The sequence below is a fragment of the Methylococcus sp. EFPC2 genome (assembly GCF_016925495.1).
Taxonomy (GTDB): domain Bacteria; phylum Pseudomonadota; class Gammaproteobacteria; order Methylococcales; family Methylococcaceae; genus EFPC2.
In genome coordinates this window covers 1,839,315-1,854,832 of record NZ_CP070491.1, presented here as the reverse complement: position 1 = coordinate 1,854,832, position 15,518 = coordinate 1,839,315, and the positions used below count along the sequence as shown (strand labels likewise).

General features: G+C 62.8%; 12 protein-coding genes and 1 riboswitch. Of the genes, 5 read left to right on the top strand and 7 right to left on the bottom strand.

The genetic code is table 11. The features are described from left to right. Positions 1 to 141: 141 nt before the first annotated feature. The 6 genes from JWZ97_RS07700 to JWZ97_RS07675 form a co-directional block, all read right to left on the bottom strand. On the bottom strand, positions 142 to 2,181 hold the full coding sequence (locus JWZ97_RS07700; protein ID WP_205434191.1) for a TonB-dependent receptor: 2,040 nt from the start codon (positions 2,179 to 2,181) through the stop codon (positions 142 to 144). Positions 2,182 to 2,439: 258 nt separating this feature from the next. Continuing rightward, the gene (locus JWZ97_RS07695) at positions 2,440 to 4,005 is read right to left on the bottom strand and encodes a GGDEF domain-containing protein (protein ID WP_205434190.1); all 1,566 of its coding nucleotides are present in this window, start codon (positions 4,003 to 4,005) and stop codon (positions 2,440 to 2,442) included. Between the two features lie 89 nt (positions 4,006 to 4,094). Then, positions 4,095 to 4,586, bottom strand: a complete 492-nt coding sequence (locus JWZ97_RS07690; RefSeq protein WP_205434189.1) for a DUF3124 domain-containing protein — start codon at positions 4,584 to 4,586, stop codon at positions 4,095 to 4,097. Positions 4,587 to 4,642: 56 nt separating this feature from the next. Further along, the gene (locus JWZ97_RS07685) at positions 4,643 to 6,139 is read right to left on the bottom strand and encodes an FAD-linked oxidase C-terminal domain-containing protein (RefSeq protein WP_240342531.1); all 1,497 of its coding nucleotides are present in this window, start codon (positions 6,137 to 6,139) and stop codon (positions 4,643 to 4,645) included. After that, on the bottom strand, positions 6,136 to 6,846 hold the full coding sequence (locus tag JWZ97_RS07680) for a rhomboid family intramembrane serine protease (protein ID WP_205434188.1): 711 nt from the start codon (positions 6,844 to 6,846) through the stop codon (positions 6,136 to 6,138). Before JWZ97_RS07680 ends, JWZ97_RS07685 begins: the two co-directional genes overlap by 4 nt. Further along, a complete protein-coding gene (locus JWZ97_RS07675) occupies positions 6,843 to 7,721 on the bottom strand; it encodes a DUF2232 domain-containing protein (protein WP_205434187.1) in 879 nt (292 codons plus the stop codon). Before JWZ97_RS07675 ends, JWZ97_RS07680 begins: the two co-directional genes overlap by 4 nt. A 135-nt stretch (positions 7,722 to 7,856) precedes the next feature. Then, positions 7,857 to 8,084: riboswitch (cobalamin riboswitch) on the top strand. A 106-nt stretch (positions 8,085 to 8,190) separates the two neighbouring features. Between JWZ97_RS07675 and btuB the strand changes: the two genes are divergently transcribed. The 4 genes from btuB (at position 8,191) to JWZ97_RS07655 (ending at position 14,210) form a co-directional block, all read left to right on the top strand. After that, a complete protein-coding gene (gene btuB / locus JWZ97_RS07670; protein WP_205434186.1) occupies positions 8,191 to 10,071 on the top strand; it encodes a TonB-dependent vitamin B12 receptor in 1,881 nt (626 codons plus the stop codon). 90 nt (positions 10,072 to 10,161) lie between these two features. Beyond that, positions 10,162 to 10,746 (top strand): hypothetical protein, encoded by a 585-nt coding sequence (locus tag JWZ97_RS07665; protein WP_205434185.1) that lies wholly within the window; start codon positions 10,162 to 10,164, stop codon positions 10,744 to 10,746. 4 nt (positions 10,747 to 10,750) lie between these two features. Then, on the top strand, positions 10,751 to 11,356 hold the full coding sequence (cobO, locus tag JWZ97_RS07660) for a cob(I)yrinic acid a,c-diamide adenosyltransferase (protein WP_205434184.1): 606 nt from the start codon (positions 10,751 to 10,753) through the stop codon (positions 11,354 to 11,356). A 106-nt stretch (positions 11,357 to 11,462) separates the two neighbouring features. Continuing rightward, complete coding sequence (locus JWZ97_RS07655; protein WP_205434183.1) at positions 11,463 to 14,210, top strand: Hsp70 family protein; 2,748 nt, start codon at positions 11,463 to 11,465, stop codon at positions 14,208 to 14,210. Between the two features lie 227 nt (positions 14,211 to 14,437). Here JWZ97_RS07655 and JWZ97_RS07650 read toward each other — a convergent pair whose 3' ends face one another. Then, the gene (locus tag JWZ97_RS07650) at positions 14,438 to 14,614 is read right to left on the bottom strand and encodes an LPXTG cell wall anchor domain-containing protein (RefSeq protein WP_205434182.1); all 177 of its coding nucleotides are present in this window, start codon (positions 14,612 to 14,614) and stop codon (positions 14,438 to 14,440) included. Positions 14,615 to 15,054: 440 nt separating this feature from the next. On the opposite strand from JWZ97_RS07650, the gene JWZ97_RS07645 reads away from it, so the two are divergent. Next, complete coding sequence (locus JWZ97_RS07645; protein WP_240342530.1) at positions 15,055 to 15,501, top strand: hypothetical protein; 447 nt, start codon at positions 15,055 to 15,057, stop codon at positions 15,499 to 15,501. Positions 15,502 to 15,518: the final 17 nt, after the last annotated feature.

Genomic DNA, 15,518 nt, shown 5'->3' with positions numbered 1-15,518 from the left:
GCGGGTCCGAGTCACGACAAAAAACCCGCGCGGCTGGCACGGCGCGGGTTCTCGGCTGCTTAATGCGATATCTCGCGGCGAGCCGGGCGGATTATACACATACTCTTCGGCAAGGAGGGCGGCCCTGCCGCGGGGCCCGGATCAATAGCTGATGCGCAGGCCCACCTCGGCTCCGCGTCCGGCTTCCGGGGCGAAATTGCGCAGATAGGAGGTGGAGTTGCGGATGGTGTCGTCGAGCAGGTTATTGCCCTTGGCGAACACCGTGAGCTTGGCGTCGTGGAAGGCCTCGACCTGGTATTGCGTGCCGATGTTCAGCAGCAGATAAGCGGCCGTGGCCGTTTCGTGCTCGCCCCCGTGCGGTTGCGATTCGGCCCGCGTCAGGCGTAGATAACTGGTCCATTTGTCCGCCGTATGATCGAACTGCACGCCGTAGCGCAGGGGCGGCATGCGCGGCACGTCGCCGCCCCGCACGAACTCGCCGCGCGTGTAATCGCTGTACAGAGTCAGGTCGAGCAGGCCCCAGCGGTTTTCCATGACCGGGAAAACCAGCTTGGCTTCGTAGCCTTTGAAGATCGCCTCACCCTGTGCGCTGGTCAGCACGGGCACGCAAGCGTCCTGGCAGGGATTGCCTTCCTCGTCGACGAATTCCCCCGTGCGTTGCTGGAAGATGTAGTCGGTGGCCCAGTTATGGAACAGGTCGAACTCGGCCCGCATCCAGTCGGACTTGAACCGGTAGCCCAGATCCAGGTTGTAGGAGGTCTCTTCCTTGAGCTTGAGGTCACCCCGCTCGTAGCTGCGCGTGGCGTCGTGAAATCCGTTGGAGAGCAGTTCCTGTACCTGAGGGGCGCGCGAGGAGCGGGTGATGGCCAAGCTCAGCTGGTTGCCTTGGTCGACTTTCCACAGGGCGGAGGCGGACGCGCTGACTGGGGTATAGCTCAGGTCTTTTACGTCTTCCGGCGCCAGCGTGGTTTCCTCGACGCGTGTCCCCAACTGATAGGTCACCGAGCCGAAGTCCAGGGATTCCACTGCGAAAATACCGTAGCTGTTGATCTGGGAGCGGGGGACGATGGTCGCTCCGGTCAGTTTCTCGGTGGCGCTGAAATCGCTGGCGGTGGCCTGAAATCCGACGGCGCCTCGTACGGGCCCCCAATCCTCATGCGTCAGTTCGACGCGGCCTTCGTAGGACTGGTTGGTGAAAAACGCCCCGGGAGCACCGTTGGCGATTTCCGTGTGTTGATAGTCGGTATAACCCAGGCGCGTGCGCAAAGCCTTGGCGAAGCCGAAGGGATGGTCCAGTTCGCTCTTGAAGTCGTACTTGGTTTGCCTGAGGTCGATACGGACGAATTCTTCCCCGGTTCCATCGGGGGCGATACCGTAGTTGTTTTCCAGGCGGTTGATGGAAACGCCGGCGAAACCGGGTTCGCCGACCCACGAAGCCCCGGCGGAGCCGCTGATGGCGTGTCCCCAGGTATTGGGCAAAGTCCCCTCGGGATTCGATACGACGTTCAGCGAGGGATCGGTGACGCTCACCGCGCCGACATCGATGCCCCGGCCGCCGATATCGAGGTTGTTGCGCTCCCGGTAAAAGCCGTCGAGGTGGTAGGCAAACTCGCCTTGCCCGCCTTCGGCCTTCAGGGCCGTGCTGGTTTCGTCGGAAGCCGAGTCGTAGCGTTGCTCCACTGCGCCGCCGAACAGCTTATCGGGCCGGAATCCCGGAATCCGGTTATCGATGACGTTGACCACGCCGCCCATGGCGCCGCTGCCGTAAAGCAGGGTCGCGGGTCCGCGTAGCACTTCGATGCGTTCGGCCAGCAGGGGTTCGACGCTGGTGGCATGGTCGGGACTGACGGCGGAGGCATCGTTGCTGCCGATGCCGTTCGCCAGCACGCGCACGCGGGGGCCGCTTTGTCCCCGTATCACCGGCGTGCCCACGCCGGGCCCGAATGATTGACTGGTGATGCCCAGTTCCTGCTTCAAGGTTTCGCCGATGCTATGGCCTATTTTCCGGCGCAGATCGTCGTCCTTCAGGACCGTGACCGGCACGGCCGATTCTGTGGCCTTGTCGCGCAAGGGGGCTGTGACGACGACCGCTTCCAGTTCCTGTATCGGCTGGTTTTCCGCCTGTACGGACAGGGCAAAGGTGCCGGCCGAGGCTGCCAGAATGAGGAACTGCTTGCGCACGGGTCGTTCTCCCTAAGGTGAGTGCTGGTTCGCAGAACTAATGGCATGACACTCGAATTAAAAGGATGCCACTAGGCTCATGCTCGGCCGTCGGGCCCGAGCGCGTCTGTGACTATATAACATTTCCGTTCGGGCTCACAAGCAAGCCAGCCTCTGCCTGACCCTAACGCAACCCGAGGGCTTGGTTAAGTCGAAGGTGTTGCGGAGTCGGTCAGGGTATTCCCAGGCCTGCCCAAGTTCCTGTCGAGCACCGTCCGTCTAGCGGTTGACCGGAGCGAGTTCGCAGCGGTTGCGGCCTTTGCGCTTGGCTTGGTAGAGCGCCTGATCGGCCCGTTCGAACACGTCTTCGTAGCGGTCCTGGCCCTTGAACTGGCTCATTCCACAGGAGATGGTGATGGATACCCGTTTGCCGTGGGTGGTGAATTCGCACTCTTCGATGCGTTTGCGCATTTCTTCCGCCACGTCCATGGCGTCGTTCTCGTCCGAGCCGACCAGCAGCATGATGAATTCCTCGCCGCCGTAGCGCGCGACGAAATCCGTGCTGCGCACCGAGCTGATGAGGATGCGGCTGATGAAACTCAGCGCCTTGTCGCCCGAGGCGTGGCCGAAGCGGTCGTTGATCTGCTTGAAGCGGTCGATGTCCCAGATCACCAAGCTGATGGGCTGGCGGAACCGGCGCCAGCGCTTTTCCTCCAGCTCGATCCGTTCCTGGTAGGCCGCGCGGTTGGGCAAGCGGGTCAACGCATCGGTATACGCGATGTCGTGGGCCTGCGAAAGCCGGGTGCGCAGGTCGTCGGATTCCTGCTCCAGCAATACCAGTCTTAGCGATACGTCCCGCAGTTGTTTCTGACTCGCCGCGAAGCGGGCTTCTTCCTCACTTTTATGCGCTTCCAGTTGGGTGGCGACGAAATCCAGCCGGGTTTCCACGATATCCTTGAGCTTCAGCAAATCGGTCTCATCACGCGCTGCCGACCGCAGGCCGGCCACTTCTTCGCCGACCGCCTCACCTTGGGTCCGGCGGATTTCCGCCGACTCCTGGTTCTGCGCCTGCAGTTCGAAAGTCTTTTCCTCCAACTGGCCGAGCTTGGCGCTCAGGGCGGAGAGAAATTCGTGCAAGGCTTGATGCTCTTTGCTCAGTTCGGCGCCGATTTCGGTAATCAACGCTGCGGATGAGTCGAGCAGGCCGATCAGGTTGGCGTCGCCGTGACTGACTCGCTCTATCAACTGGATTTTCCGCTTTTCCAGGGAGGCCGGCGCACTGACCGCTTTCAGCAGGCCTTCCAGGGGGCCACGCAGCTTGCTTTCGTCCGCCGAGGAGTCGATGTGCCCGCCGAGCAAGCGCCCCATCCAACCCCGGCTTTCCTCCCCGGGACGTTCATTCAGCCGCTTGGCCACGGCCGCAAACAACTGGTCTTCGGTGCCGAAGGTGTTCGATTCTATCCGTTCCTGCAAGACATCCAGCGCCTTTTCATCCCGGTAGGCCAACTGCGGCGATTTGAGGAAGCGCAACAGTTCCAGGCCGGTGGCCCGCGCGGCATCGGAATGGTCGGAAGGCGGGACGCGTATCATTGCATCCATCAAAGCGTCGAGCTGTTGACGCAGGTCCGAAGTTTTCAACTCCTTGCGCATCACCTCGCGGAGCGCCAGCAGATGGGGGTCCAGCGCCGGGTCGAAACCGCTTGCGGCATAAGTCAGGCGGATCACCGCCTTGCTCAGCAATTGCTCGCGCTGTTCCTGGTCGAGTTGGTAGGCTTCCCCGCTGTTGAGGAGCCTCAGATATTTTTCCCGCCAATAAGATTCGGGTTCGTCGATGGGCGAGTTCATGTCGGAGCTAGTCTTGCGGCGTCGGGTTACGCGAGTTTGCCGCCGCTACCGCGAGGCCGGCAGTCACGGCGAAGCAAATACGGTGCGGGTTATGGTTTTTCCTCCAACACTCGGGCGGGGCTGTTGAAAGCGATACCCTGATTGTAGGTGCTGTTGATCATCAAGACCTCGACGTAGGGCACGGATACAGAGGCCGCGCTTTCCCATTCCACCAGGAAGCTGGCGCTGATACCGCCGCTGCGGTCGGACTCCCGGACGACGTGTTCGACGGAGGCCAGGGGCTCCAGGCTAACGGGCTTGCTCAGATAAGACCGAACCAGCTTTCCGGTCGAACTGTAGTAGTCCACCTTGTCGACGGTGATCCGATGCTTGCTGTCCGTGTTGCGCAGGCTCAGGGTCGCTGTCAGGTTCAGGGTCAGTCCCTTGTCGCCGTAGGGTACTTCTGAATAAACGGGGACGTAAAGCAGTTGACCCCGGCTGCGTTTCTCGTCGGAGAGCACGTTCCATGCGCTCGAGAAGAGCACTGCCGGAAGTACGGCCCAGGCCAGGTGCTTCATGGGCGGCTTAGTTCGTTTCGTCATGATTCCGGCCTCTGTAGACCTGTCTTCGAGCGTCTGGATCGGCATCGCCGCACGGGTCAAAACCGTTCCAGTTCCGGATGGGGCAGCTTGCCGCCGTGCACGTGCAGGGCGCCGAACTCCGCGCAGCGGGGCAGGGTGGGGATGGCCTTGCCGGGATTGAGCAAGCCGTCGGGGTCGAATACGGCTTTGACGGCGTGAAACAGGCGCAGCTCGGCTTCGGTGAATTGGGCGCACATCTGGCTGATTTTTTCCACGCCCACCCCATGCTCGCCGGAAAGGGTGCCGCCGGCCGAAATGCAGAGTTCCAGTATGCGGCCGCCGAATTCTTCGGCTTTCTCCAGGTCGCCGGGCCGGTTGGCATCGTAGAGTATGAGCGGGTGGAGGTTGCCGTCCCCGGCGTGGAACACGTTGGCCACGTCCATGCCGTATTCTTCGGACAGCCGGGCGATGCCCGCCAGCACCCGGGACAGGCGCGAGCGCGGGATGGTGCCGTCCATGCAGTAGTAATCCGGCGCGAGGCGGCCGATGGCGGGAAACGCGGCCTTGCGCCCGGCCCAGAATTTTTTCCGCGTCTGCGGGTCCGGGGCTGTCTGCACGCTGAGCGCGCCGCTCGCGGTCAAGACTGCGTGCGCCCGCGCGATGTCGGACTGAACCTGACTGGCCGCCCCGTCCATTTCGCACAGCACGATGGCGGCGGCATCCACCGGATAGCCCGCGTGGATGAATTCTTCGGCCGCGCGTAGGGCCATGTTGTCCATCATTTCCAGGCCCGCCGGTATCAGCCCGGCGGCGATGACGGCGGCCACGGCCTCGCCGGCTTGCTCGATCGACTCGTAGGCGGCCAGCAGCACCTGGGCGGTTTCCGGCAGGGGCAGTAGCTTGAGGGTGAGTTCGGCCACGACGCCGAGCAGGCCCTCGGAGCCCGTGATCAAGGCCAGGAGGTCGTAACCGGGTGCGTCCAGCCCGCCCGTGCCCAGTTCGAGCAGGTCGCCGTCCAGGGTCAGGAGTTTCAGGTTCAGGACGTTATGCACGGTCAAGCCGTATTTCAGGCAATGCACGCCACCGGCGTTTTCGGCCACATTGCCGCCGACCGTGCAGGCGATCTGCGAGGACGGGTCGGGGGCGTAATACAGTCCGTGGACTGCGGCGGCTTCCGATACCGCCAGGTTGCGCACACCGGGCTGTACCGTCGCCGTGCGGTTGACGGGGTCGATGGCCAGGATGCGGTTGAACTTGGCCAGGCTCAGCAGCACGCCGTTCTCGACCGGCAAGGCGCCGCCGGAGAGTCCGGTGCCCGCGCCGCGGGCGACCACCGGCACGCCGTGCTGGCGGCACAGGCGTAATACGGCGCGAGCCTGCTCCAGGGAGTCGGGCAGGGCCACGATCCACGGCAGGGTCCGATAGGCGGACAGGCCGTCGCATTCGTAAGGCCGCAGGTCTTCCGGATCCGACAACAGATTTTCCACGGGCAGGTGCTCGGCCAGCACGCGCAGGAATGCACGCTGGTCTATCGTATGCCGCACCCGCTCGGAAGGATGAATGCGATAACTCACGGTGCGTGCCGCTCCCGTCCGGAAAAGGAGGCCGCCCGATCGGCGGAAAGAAAGCCCCTGTGGATCAGTGCGCCGGCGATGAATCCGCCCAGGTGGCCCCACCAGGCCACGTCGGTAAAGGCGGCGCCGCTGCTGAGGCCGGTGGTGATCTTGTAGAGCTGGAACATGACCCAGATGCCTAAAAAGGCGATGGCCGGCACCTGGAAGAAGATCGGCAGCATGAACACCCAGATCACGATGCGGGCGTTCGGGAGCAGGAAGAAATAGGCGCCCAGGATACCCGCGATGGCCGCCGAGGCGCCGATCAGCGGGGTCGTCGAATGGGCGTTGGCGAAAATCTGCAAACCGGCTCCGGCCACGCCGCACAGCAGATAAAACGCGAGGAAGCGTATCCCGCCCATGCGGTCCTCGATGTTGTCTCCGAAGATCCATAGCAGCCACATGTTGAGCGTGACGTGCAGCCAATTGCTGTGCAGGAACATATGGGTGACGAGAGGGGTGTAATCGTCCGGCGACAGGCCGAACCAGGCCGCCCAGCCGGGGTAGCCGTAACGCGCGGGAACCAGACCGTAGAGATAGGTCACATGGACCTGAGTCCGTTCTGGAAGGAAGTCCACCAGTACGAAAAGGGCGAAGTTCACCGCGATCAGGGTCCAGGTCACCCAGGGCGTGTAACGCAGAGGAACCGTGTCGCGGTAGGGAATCATTTGGGCTTGCCTCTGAAATGAGCGAACAGGTCCAGGGCACCCAGGAAGGCGACGCCCACCACGGCGAATTGGGGCAGCACGGCCAGCGCCAGATAAAGCGGGGACAGCCAGGCGTTTTTCAGGCGGCGCTTGTGGGCGATGGCATGGATGACCGCCAGGCCGGCGAAAAAGTACATCAACAGCGAGGCGATGAACAGGTCGTCCAGCAGGGTCGTGTCGATCTGGCTGGACGCCAGCAGTATCAGGGCGGTGAGCGGCAGTGCGCCCTTCGGCAGCCGCAGGCGGCGAAATTCTGCGCCGAATCCGCCCGGGTTATACAGCAGGCTTTGCCACCAGCGTCCCAGCAGGACGGCGGCATACGCGACCACGCCCAGCAGCAGGGCGATCAGGCCGTCCAGCAGACGCGGAGGTGTGCCGGCCTTGCGCAGGTCGTCCTCGTCGACGGCCGGCACCGTACCGACCGCGTCCGCGACCCGCTCCCCCTGCCAGTAGTCGGCCGGGTCCCCGGTGGCCAGATGCAGGGTGATCACGATGAGGGCGCAGGCCAGGGTCACCGCGGCGGCGGTCAAACCGTGGGATTCCTTGCGCCGCAGGATTTCGGCCGCCAGCAGGCTGATGCCCCAGAGTACGAATACGTGAGGAAAGGGTACGACGGCCTTCATCGGTATCAGCCACCAGCCCACGAGCACCGGTACCAGGGCACCGACCATCACGTATCCCGCCGAACGCAAACCCAAACGCAAGGACACCAGGGCCAGCGCCGCCACGCCCGGCAGCGCCAGCGGCATGAACAGCAGCGACAAGATGCCGAACAAGCCGACCAGGAAGATTGCGTGATACGGACCACGCATGGTGTATGCCGCGAACTCGCGCATGGATGGGCCCCTTTTCTTATTCTATTGGCTTAGGATGAGTCCGATTGAAACCAAATCGTCAGACCACGGCAAGTGCCTCGGGTTTCACATCGATAACGAAAGCCGTCCGATTTGACGCCCCGGGTGCCGCCCATTACCCTACGCACCGCTTCAGGTGACGCGGCCCTCGTCTTAAGGGTCGGGTTTAAACGGGAAGCCGGTGCGTTTCGACCCGCTCGAAACTAGGCCGGCGCTGCCCCCGCAACGGTAAGCGAGTCGTGGAACAACACGAGGCCACTGTGCCCCAGACGGCATGGGAAGGCGTTGTTCCGGGGAGTCCCCCGCTCGCGAGCCCGGATACCGGCCTGTTGCCCAGTCGGCATCGCGGAGGGCGGAGCCCGGCGATGCCTGCGCGCGTCTCCTTCGCTTCCTCTCACGCATGTCTTGCGATCAATCCCATCTCGCGCGGGTGTGCCGAGGGAGCTCTCTTATGAAAATCCAAACACGCTGCCTGTCGGCAGTCATGCTGTCCGTTTGCCTTGCGAACAGCCAGGCCGAAGAACCGGAGCCGACCAGGCTCGATCCTATCACGATCACCGCGACTCGTACCGAGCGTCGGGTCGACCAATCGCTGGCCTCCGTCACCGTCGTCGATCGGGCGGAAATCGAGCGGCGCCAGGTCCAGTCCGTGCAGGATCTGCTGCGTGGCGTGCCGGGTCTTTCCATCTCCAGCAACGGCGGATTGGGAAAGAATGCCAGCTTGTACTTGCGCGGCACCGACTCCGATCATCTGCTGGTCCTCATCGACGGTGTGCGCGCCGGTTCGGCGACCTTGGGCACCATGGCCTTCCAGGACTTGCCCGTGGATCAGATCGAACGCATCGAAATCGTGCGCGGACCGCGTTCCAGTCTGTACGGTTCGGAAGCCGTCGGCGGCGTGATCCAGATATTCACCCGTAAGGGCGGCAAGGGTTTCAAACCTACGCTCAGCGTCGGGGCAGGCAGTCATTCGGCTTACAAGGTGGCCGGCGGCGTTTCCGGAGGAGACGAGCGTGCCTGGTACAGTCTGAACGGCTCCCGTCTGGAAACCCGTGGCTTCAATACCTGCGACACCCGCTCTAAGGCCGAATTCGGCGGTTGCTTCGTCGACGAGCCCGATCCCGACGGCTATCGCAACACTTCAGGCAGCGCGCGGGCCGGCTATCGTTTCGACAACGGACTGGAGGTCGAAGCGAATCTCCTGCACGCGGAAGGCCTCAACAAATACGACGGCAGCCTATACAGCGGCAATCGCTCCCCCTTCGTGCAACAAACGCTGGGAGGGCGCCTACGCTACTCGCCCGTGGAGGATTGGGACATGAGTCTGCGCGCCGGGCGCAGCATCGACGAGTCCGACAGCCTTTACTACGGCCAGTTCATCAATTCGTTCAATACCGAGCGGGTTAGCCTGTCCTGGCAGAACGACATCAACCTGGCTCAGGGGCATCTGCTCACGGTGGGACTGGACTACTACAACGACCGCGTCAGCAGCAGCCAACGCTACAGCGTCGACTCACGCGACGACAAGGCCGGATTCGCCCAATACCAGATGACTCTGGGGGGCTTCGACGCGGTCCTGGGGACCCGTTTCGACGATAACGAGCAATTCGGCAGCTATCCCACCGGCAACGTGGCCTTGGGGTATCGCTTCGACAACGACGTGCGGTTGTCGGCCTCCTGGGGAAATGCATTCAAGGCGCCCACGTTCAACGAGCTTTATTATCCCAACTACGGCACGCCGACCCTGACGCCGGAAAATTCGGAGAGCTGGGAGGTGGGGGTCAGCGGCAAGCAGGCCGGCGTGTCCTGGTCGCTCAATGGCTACCATACCGAAATCGACAACATGATCACGCCGGTATTCGATCTTGCGATCTGCAAGCCGCCGTACTATTACTGCGCCCAGAACCTGGAGCGGGTTCGCATAGTGGGGCTGGAGGGTCAGGCATCGACCCGCTTGTGGGGTTTCGACCTTGCCACCACGCTCAGCCTGCTGGATCCGGAAAACCGCAGCGCAGGCGCCAACCGGGGCAATCGCCTCGCGCGCCGTTCGCAAGCCATGTTCCGTTTCGATATCGACCGCGCCGTCGGCCCGGTAAAATTGGGCGCCACCGTCCATGGTGAAGACCGCCGCTTCGACGACGTGGCCAACGCGCACCGGCTGAACGGTTTCGTCACGGTGGATCTGCGCGCGACGGTGGCCATCCATGCGGGCTTGTCGTTGGAGGCCCGGCTCGCTAATCTGCTGGACGAGCATTATGAAACCGCGCGCTATTTTCATCAGGACGGCCGCAACTTCTTTTTAACCCTGCGTTACCAGCCGGAAGCGCTGTGACCGAGTGTCGGAATAAGCGCGCGCCGTGTCCCAGACCAGGCAGCGGCGTGAGCGCGGCCGAATCGACATTTACAAAACCGGAGACGAGACATGAGCGACACGACATCGAAAACCTTCTGGCCCCTGTTCGCGGGGCTCGCCTTGCTGATGGCCGCCACCCGTAGCCACCATTTCGCCAGCATCACCCATTTGCCCGACGCGTCCTGGGCGGTGTTTTTCCTGGCCGGATTTTATCTGCGGCCGGCCTGGGTGTTCGCCGGGCTGTTGGGACTGGCGGGTCTGAGCGACTATGTGGCGATCACGCAATTCGGCGTCAGCGACTTCTGCGTCAGCGCCGCCTACGGTTTCCTGTTGCCGGCCTACGGCGCCTTGTGGTTCGCCGGGCGTCTTTACGCCGCCCGTTACCGCTTCGAACCCGCCAACCTGATCTGGCTGGCCGGATACGCCCTGGCCGGGGCCACGATCAGCGAATTGCTGTCCAGTGGCGGGTTTTATTACTTTTCGGGGCGTTTTGCCGAGACCAGCCTCGCTCAGTTCGGCGGACGCCTGGTCACTTATTTCCCCCATGGGCTCGAAGGGTTGGCGCTTTATTTGGGCTCGGTGGTCGTCGCGCATGTCGCGTTGACATTGGCCTCCGGGACTGCCCCCCGACGTTCGGGCGCGCCACAGGCCTGAGACCATGAGCGGATCGGATGCCGGGGAGCGCCATCGTCGGCGCATGGAGCACAAGAAGGCGGTGATCGATGCGCATATCGCCCAGGCCGATCGTGACCAGGGCGTGCTGCTGGTCCTGACCGGCAACGGCAAGGGCAAATCATCCTCCGCCTTCGGCATGGTCGCCCGCGCGCTCGGGCACGGCATGAAGGTGGGCGTGGCCCAGTTTATCAAGGGCCGCACCGATACCGGCGAGGAAGCGTTCTTCAGCCGCCAGCCCGGGGTGCGCTGGCATGTGCTGGGCGAGGGCTTCACCTGGGACACGCAGGACCGCGAACGCGATACAGCCAAGGCGAGGGAGGGATGGCAGGTCGCGCGCGGCTTCCTGGCCAACCCCGACATCCATTTGGTTGTCCTCGACGAACTCACCTACTGTCTGTCCTACGCTTATCTCGACAGCGCAACGGTGCTGGCCGACATCGCCGCGCGTCCTCCCATGCAGCACGTGGTCGTCACCGGCCGGGCCGCTCCGCAAGCCCTGCTGGATCTCGCCGACACGGTGACGGAAATGCGCGACGTGAAACACGCCTACCGCTCCGGCGTTCGCGCCCAGGCGGGAGTCGATCTTTAAGGCCATGCGCAAGCCGCCGGCCGTGGGCGACTCACGGGCAAGTCGCCCATCCGATGTTATGCCCCGGGCTACGGGCGAACCTAGATTCCGAGAAAATCCTTAACTCATGGCTCAAGACAAGGCGTCCCGTTACCTGGTCGGTATCGATCTGGGAACCACGCACACCGCCCTCGCTTATGCCGACCTGGCGCGCGGGGCCCGGACCAAGATCGAGATCTTCGATATCGATCAATTGATTGCGCCCGGCGAAATCGCCGCCCGGCCCCTGTTGCCTTCGGTGCGTTATCACCCGGCCCGCGGCGAATTGACGGAAGCGGATACCCGCCTGCCCTGGTCGTCGGCCGATGAAGTGGACAGGCCCGTCCTCGGCCTGTGGGCCCGCGAACTCGGCGCGAAATCCCAGGGCCGGCTGGTCGCCAGCGCCAAGAGCTGGTTGTCGCACACGGCGGTCGATCGCACCGCACCCATTCTGCCCTGGGGCGCCGCCGGCGACGTCGATAAGGTTTCGCCGGTGGAGGCCAGCGCGTCCTATTTGGCCTATCTGCGTTCGGCCTGGAGCGCGCGGTTCCCCGATAACCCGCTGGAATGCCAGGAAATCGTGGTCACCGTCCCGGCCTCGTTCGATGAAGTCGCGCGCGCCCTGACATTGGAGGCCACGCGCCTGGCGGGCCTGCCGGACGTGCGCTTGCTGGAGGAGCCGCAGGCCGCCTGTTACGACTGGTTGTGGCGTCACCGGAAGGCACTCGGAAAATCCTTGGAGGACGTACAGCTCATCCTGGTACTGGACGTGGGAGGCGGGACGACGGACTTCAGCCTGATCGAGGTTGCGGCGGGTGACGATGTTCCCAAGCTGGAACGCGTCGGGGTCGGCAATCATCTGATATTGGGCGGCGACAATATCGATCTGGCCCTGGCCCATCGCGCGGAACAGCGCCTGCTGGCCGATGACAAGCGCCTGTCGGCCACGGAGATGGCCCAGTTGGTCGAGCAGTGCCGCAAGGCAAAGGAAAAGCTGTTGGCTGAGGATGCGCCGGCCGCCGCCCCGGTCACCTTGCTCGGGGCGGGAGCCCGGCTGATCGGCGGCGCACGTTCGGTCGAACTGGGGCGGGACGAAGTCGGCGCCTGGGTACTCGACGGCTTTTTTCCGCCGGCAAATCTGGGCGATAGCCCGGATCGCAAGCGCAGTGGCGTGGTGGAGTTCGGTTTGCCATACGCCGCCGATCCCGGTGTCACCCGGCATCTCGCTGCATTTCTGTCCCAGCATGGGCGAGCGGGGGCCGGAAGTTTGCCGGATGCGGTGTTGCTGAACGGCGGCGTGTTTCGTAGTCCGCGCGTCGCTCGCCGCGTCCTGGATCAGTTGGCGCAATGGCGCGGCAGCCGGCTCAAGCAGCTGAAAAACGACAGGCCGGATCTGGCCGTGGCCTACGGCGCGGTGGCCTATGCCCTGGCCCGGCACGGGCTGGCGGTGGAAAGGATACGCGGCGGGTCGGCCCGCAGTTACTTCCTCCTGGTGGACCAGGAGGCGGGTCGACCAAGGCAAGGGGTTTGTCTGTTGCCGCGCGGCAGCGAAGAGGGGCAGGAAGTCTTGCTGAGCGAACGCAGTTTCGCTCTGCGGCTGGGCCAGCCCGTCAGCTTCCACCTTGCGGCGACGACCGACGAGACGCCTTTCCGGCCCGGCGAGGTGGTCGACGTCGATGACGAAGACTACGTTCGCTTGCCCCCGCTGCTGGTGGCACTCGATCCGGTCGATGAAGGGCGGCAGGATATCACCGTGCGGCTCGCCACGACCCTGACCGAGATCGGGACGCTGCGGATACAGTGCGTCGATCGCGACGATACGGATCGGCGCTGGGATTTGGAGTTCCAGCTCAGACGGCCGCATGGGCCGGTTGTCGAAACGAGCCTGCACCCGCGACTGGGCGAGGCGGTCGAATTGATCGGGCGCGTGTTCGGCAAGAAGAGCAAGGATTTCGATCCGAAGATGGTCAAAGGTTTACGCGGCGAGTTGGAGAAGTATTTGGGCAAACGCGAGGACTGGGACACCGCCCTGCTGCGCGAGTTGTTCGGCGCCCTGGCCGAAGGATCGGCACACCGGCGTCGCTCCGATGCCCACGAACGCGTCTGGTTAAGCCTCGCCGGTTATTGCCTGCGGCCGGGCTTCGGCTACCCCCTGGACGAGTTGCGCGTCGAGCAGGTGTGGACGTTCTACGGTCAAGGCATACAGTTCGTTCACGAGTCGCAGAACTGGGCCGAATGGTGGACGTTCTGGCGGCGCATCGCCGGCGGCCTGGATGCCGGCGCGCAGGCGAGGCTGTTCGGCGAGCTTGCCGAATTCATCGATCCCGATTTGGCCAAGCGCGGCAACCGGCCGGCTTTGGCAAAAAAGCGCTCTTATGAAGACATGCTGAGGCTCGCTGCGGTCTTGGAGCGCCTGTCGGTCGCCGACAAGACCCGTCTGGGAGGCTGGCTGCTCAAGCGTCTGAGCAAGGCGGGAGAGTCCGCCGAAACCGCCTGGGCGCTCGGTCGGGTCGGTGCTCGCATTCCTTTTCACGGCAGCGCGCACGAAGTTGTCGCGGCGTCGACCGCGGAAGCCTGGTTGGGCGCCTTGTTGGACATGGATTGGAAAAACCTGAGCCAGGCCGCCTTCGCCGCCATGCTGGTGGCCCGCATGAGCGGAGATCGCGAGCGCGACATTTCGGCGGACATGCGCAAACGGGTGATCGAGCGCTTGCGCGCAATCAAGGCGCCCGAGGCCTGGATCGTGGGGGTGGGAGAGTTGAGGGAGCTCGAAGAGAGCGAAGCGCGCCGTGTATTCGGCGAAACCTTGCCTCCGGGCTTGAGATTACTGGGCTGAGCGCCTGCCGGCATTCCTAGCCGGAGAATCAAGCTTAAGAAAAGGCGGGAAGGGGAGAAGATCGGCTTTGCCCGTTCGAACCGGCATTGCCCCGTCTACGTATTAGTATTTATCCAACGGGGCTCGGATCGGCGAGCAAAGCCGAATAATCGGGTGCGCCATCGTGGCAACGTTATATTTTATTCTGTCGCAAAACCCGGCCCTGCATCATCCAGGGCCGGACGTCCTTATTTTGCGTTTTGGATTTGCTTTTCGACCTGAGCCTTGGTTTCGGCATAAGCGCTGTAAGGAACGCTTTCCGTTTCCCTGGCCTTCAGAAGCAGGACCAGACCAATGGTCAAAATGATGACGCCGCCGATGTAGAGCCAGAAATTGTCTTTCTCGCCTTCACTTTCGTTTGACATGTTTACTACCTCACTCAACAGAACATTTAAAGTAAGGGGTCAATGCCCCCGTTATTGCCTCGGCGCTACGTTGGCGCTTCGTGCCCTGTGGAAAGAAACTCTCCGACAGTGGTCCGCATTCTAAAAACGAAAACAGTCAAGTTCAATACATGGGCTTGACTTTTTTTTATATATAAGCATCTTCTGATGTTCTCAGGCAGCGGAACCCCTGCCCGGGAATAAGGCCTAATGCCTCGGCGCCCCGGGTCGCCTGGCCGGCGGCCGCAGTCTTGCGGACCGTGTTCCCCTATACATTTGACCGTGTCTACCGCAAAATTCCGCATTCGACATACACGGCCGACAACGACCCCATCAGGTTCCCTTATAACAAGAACGCGTTAATTCCGATGCGCTAGCCCCAGCTTGGGCAGTCGGCGCGTCCCACTCTTTTGAGGAAGTCCATGTTCAAGAAAATCCCGAGAAAATATTCATTGCTCCTGTTGGCAGGTTTCATCGTGCTGCTCTACGTCAGCTTGAACAAGGTGATCGTGCCATTCGTGATGAAGGTCATGGATTCCGAGTTGTTCCTCGAGAAGGAGGACGAGGAGGAGCCCGAGGAACTCGGGAAAATCAGCAATGAACGGTCGGGATACGCGTTTTTGCATTGCAAGCAGGCGGTCAAGGAAGAAAAGTCGATACCCGAGAATTCCATCTTCAATGACAAGGATTACGAAGCGTGGGCGCTGGGCGGCAAGGCGTATCTGATACGCGGCCATGTCACCTTGCCGGCGGGCGGGGAAGGGCCGGCCGATCGCAAGTTCGGCTGCAAGATCAAGCTGGAAGGCAAAGACGCGGCCGATGCCGCTAGCTGGTCCATCCTGGGCGTCGATTTCAACGAGCCCGATTGAGCGGGGCCTGCCGGTTA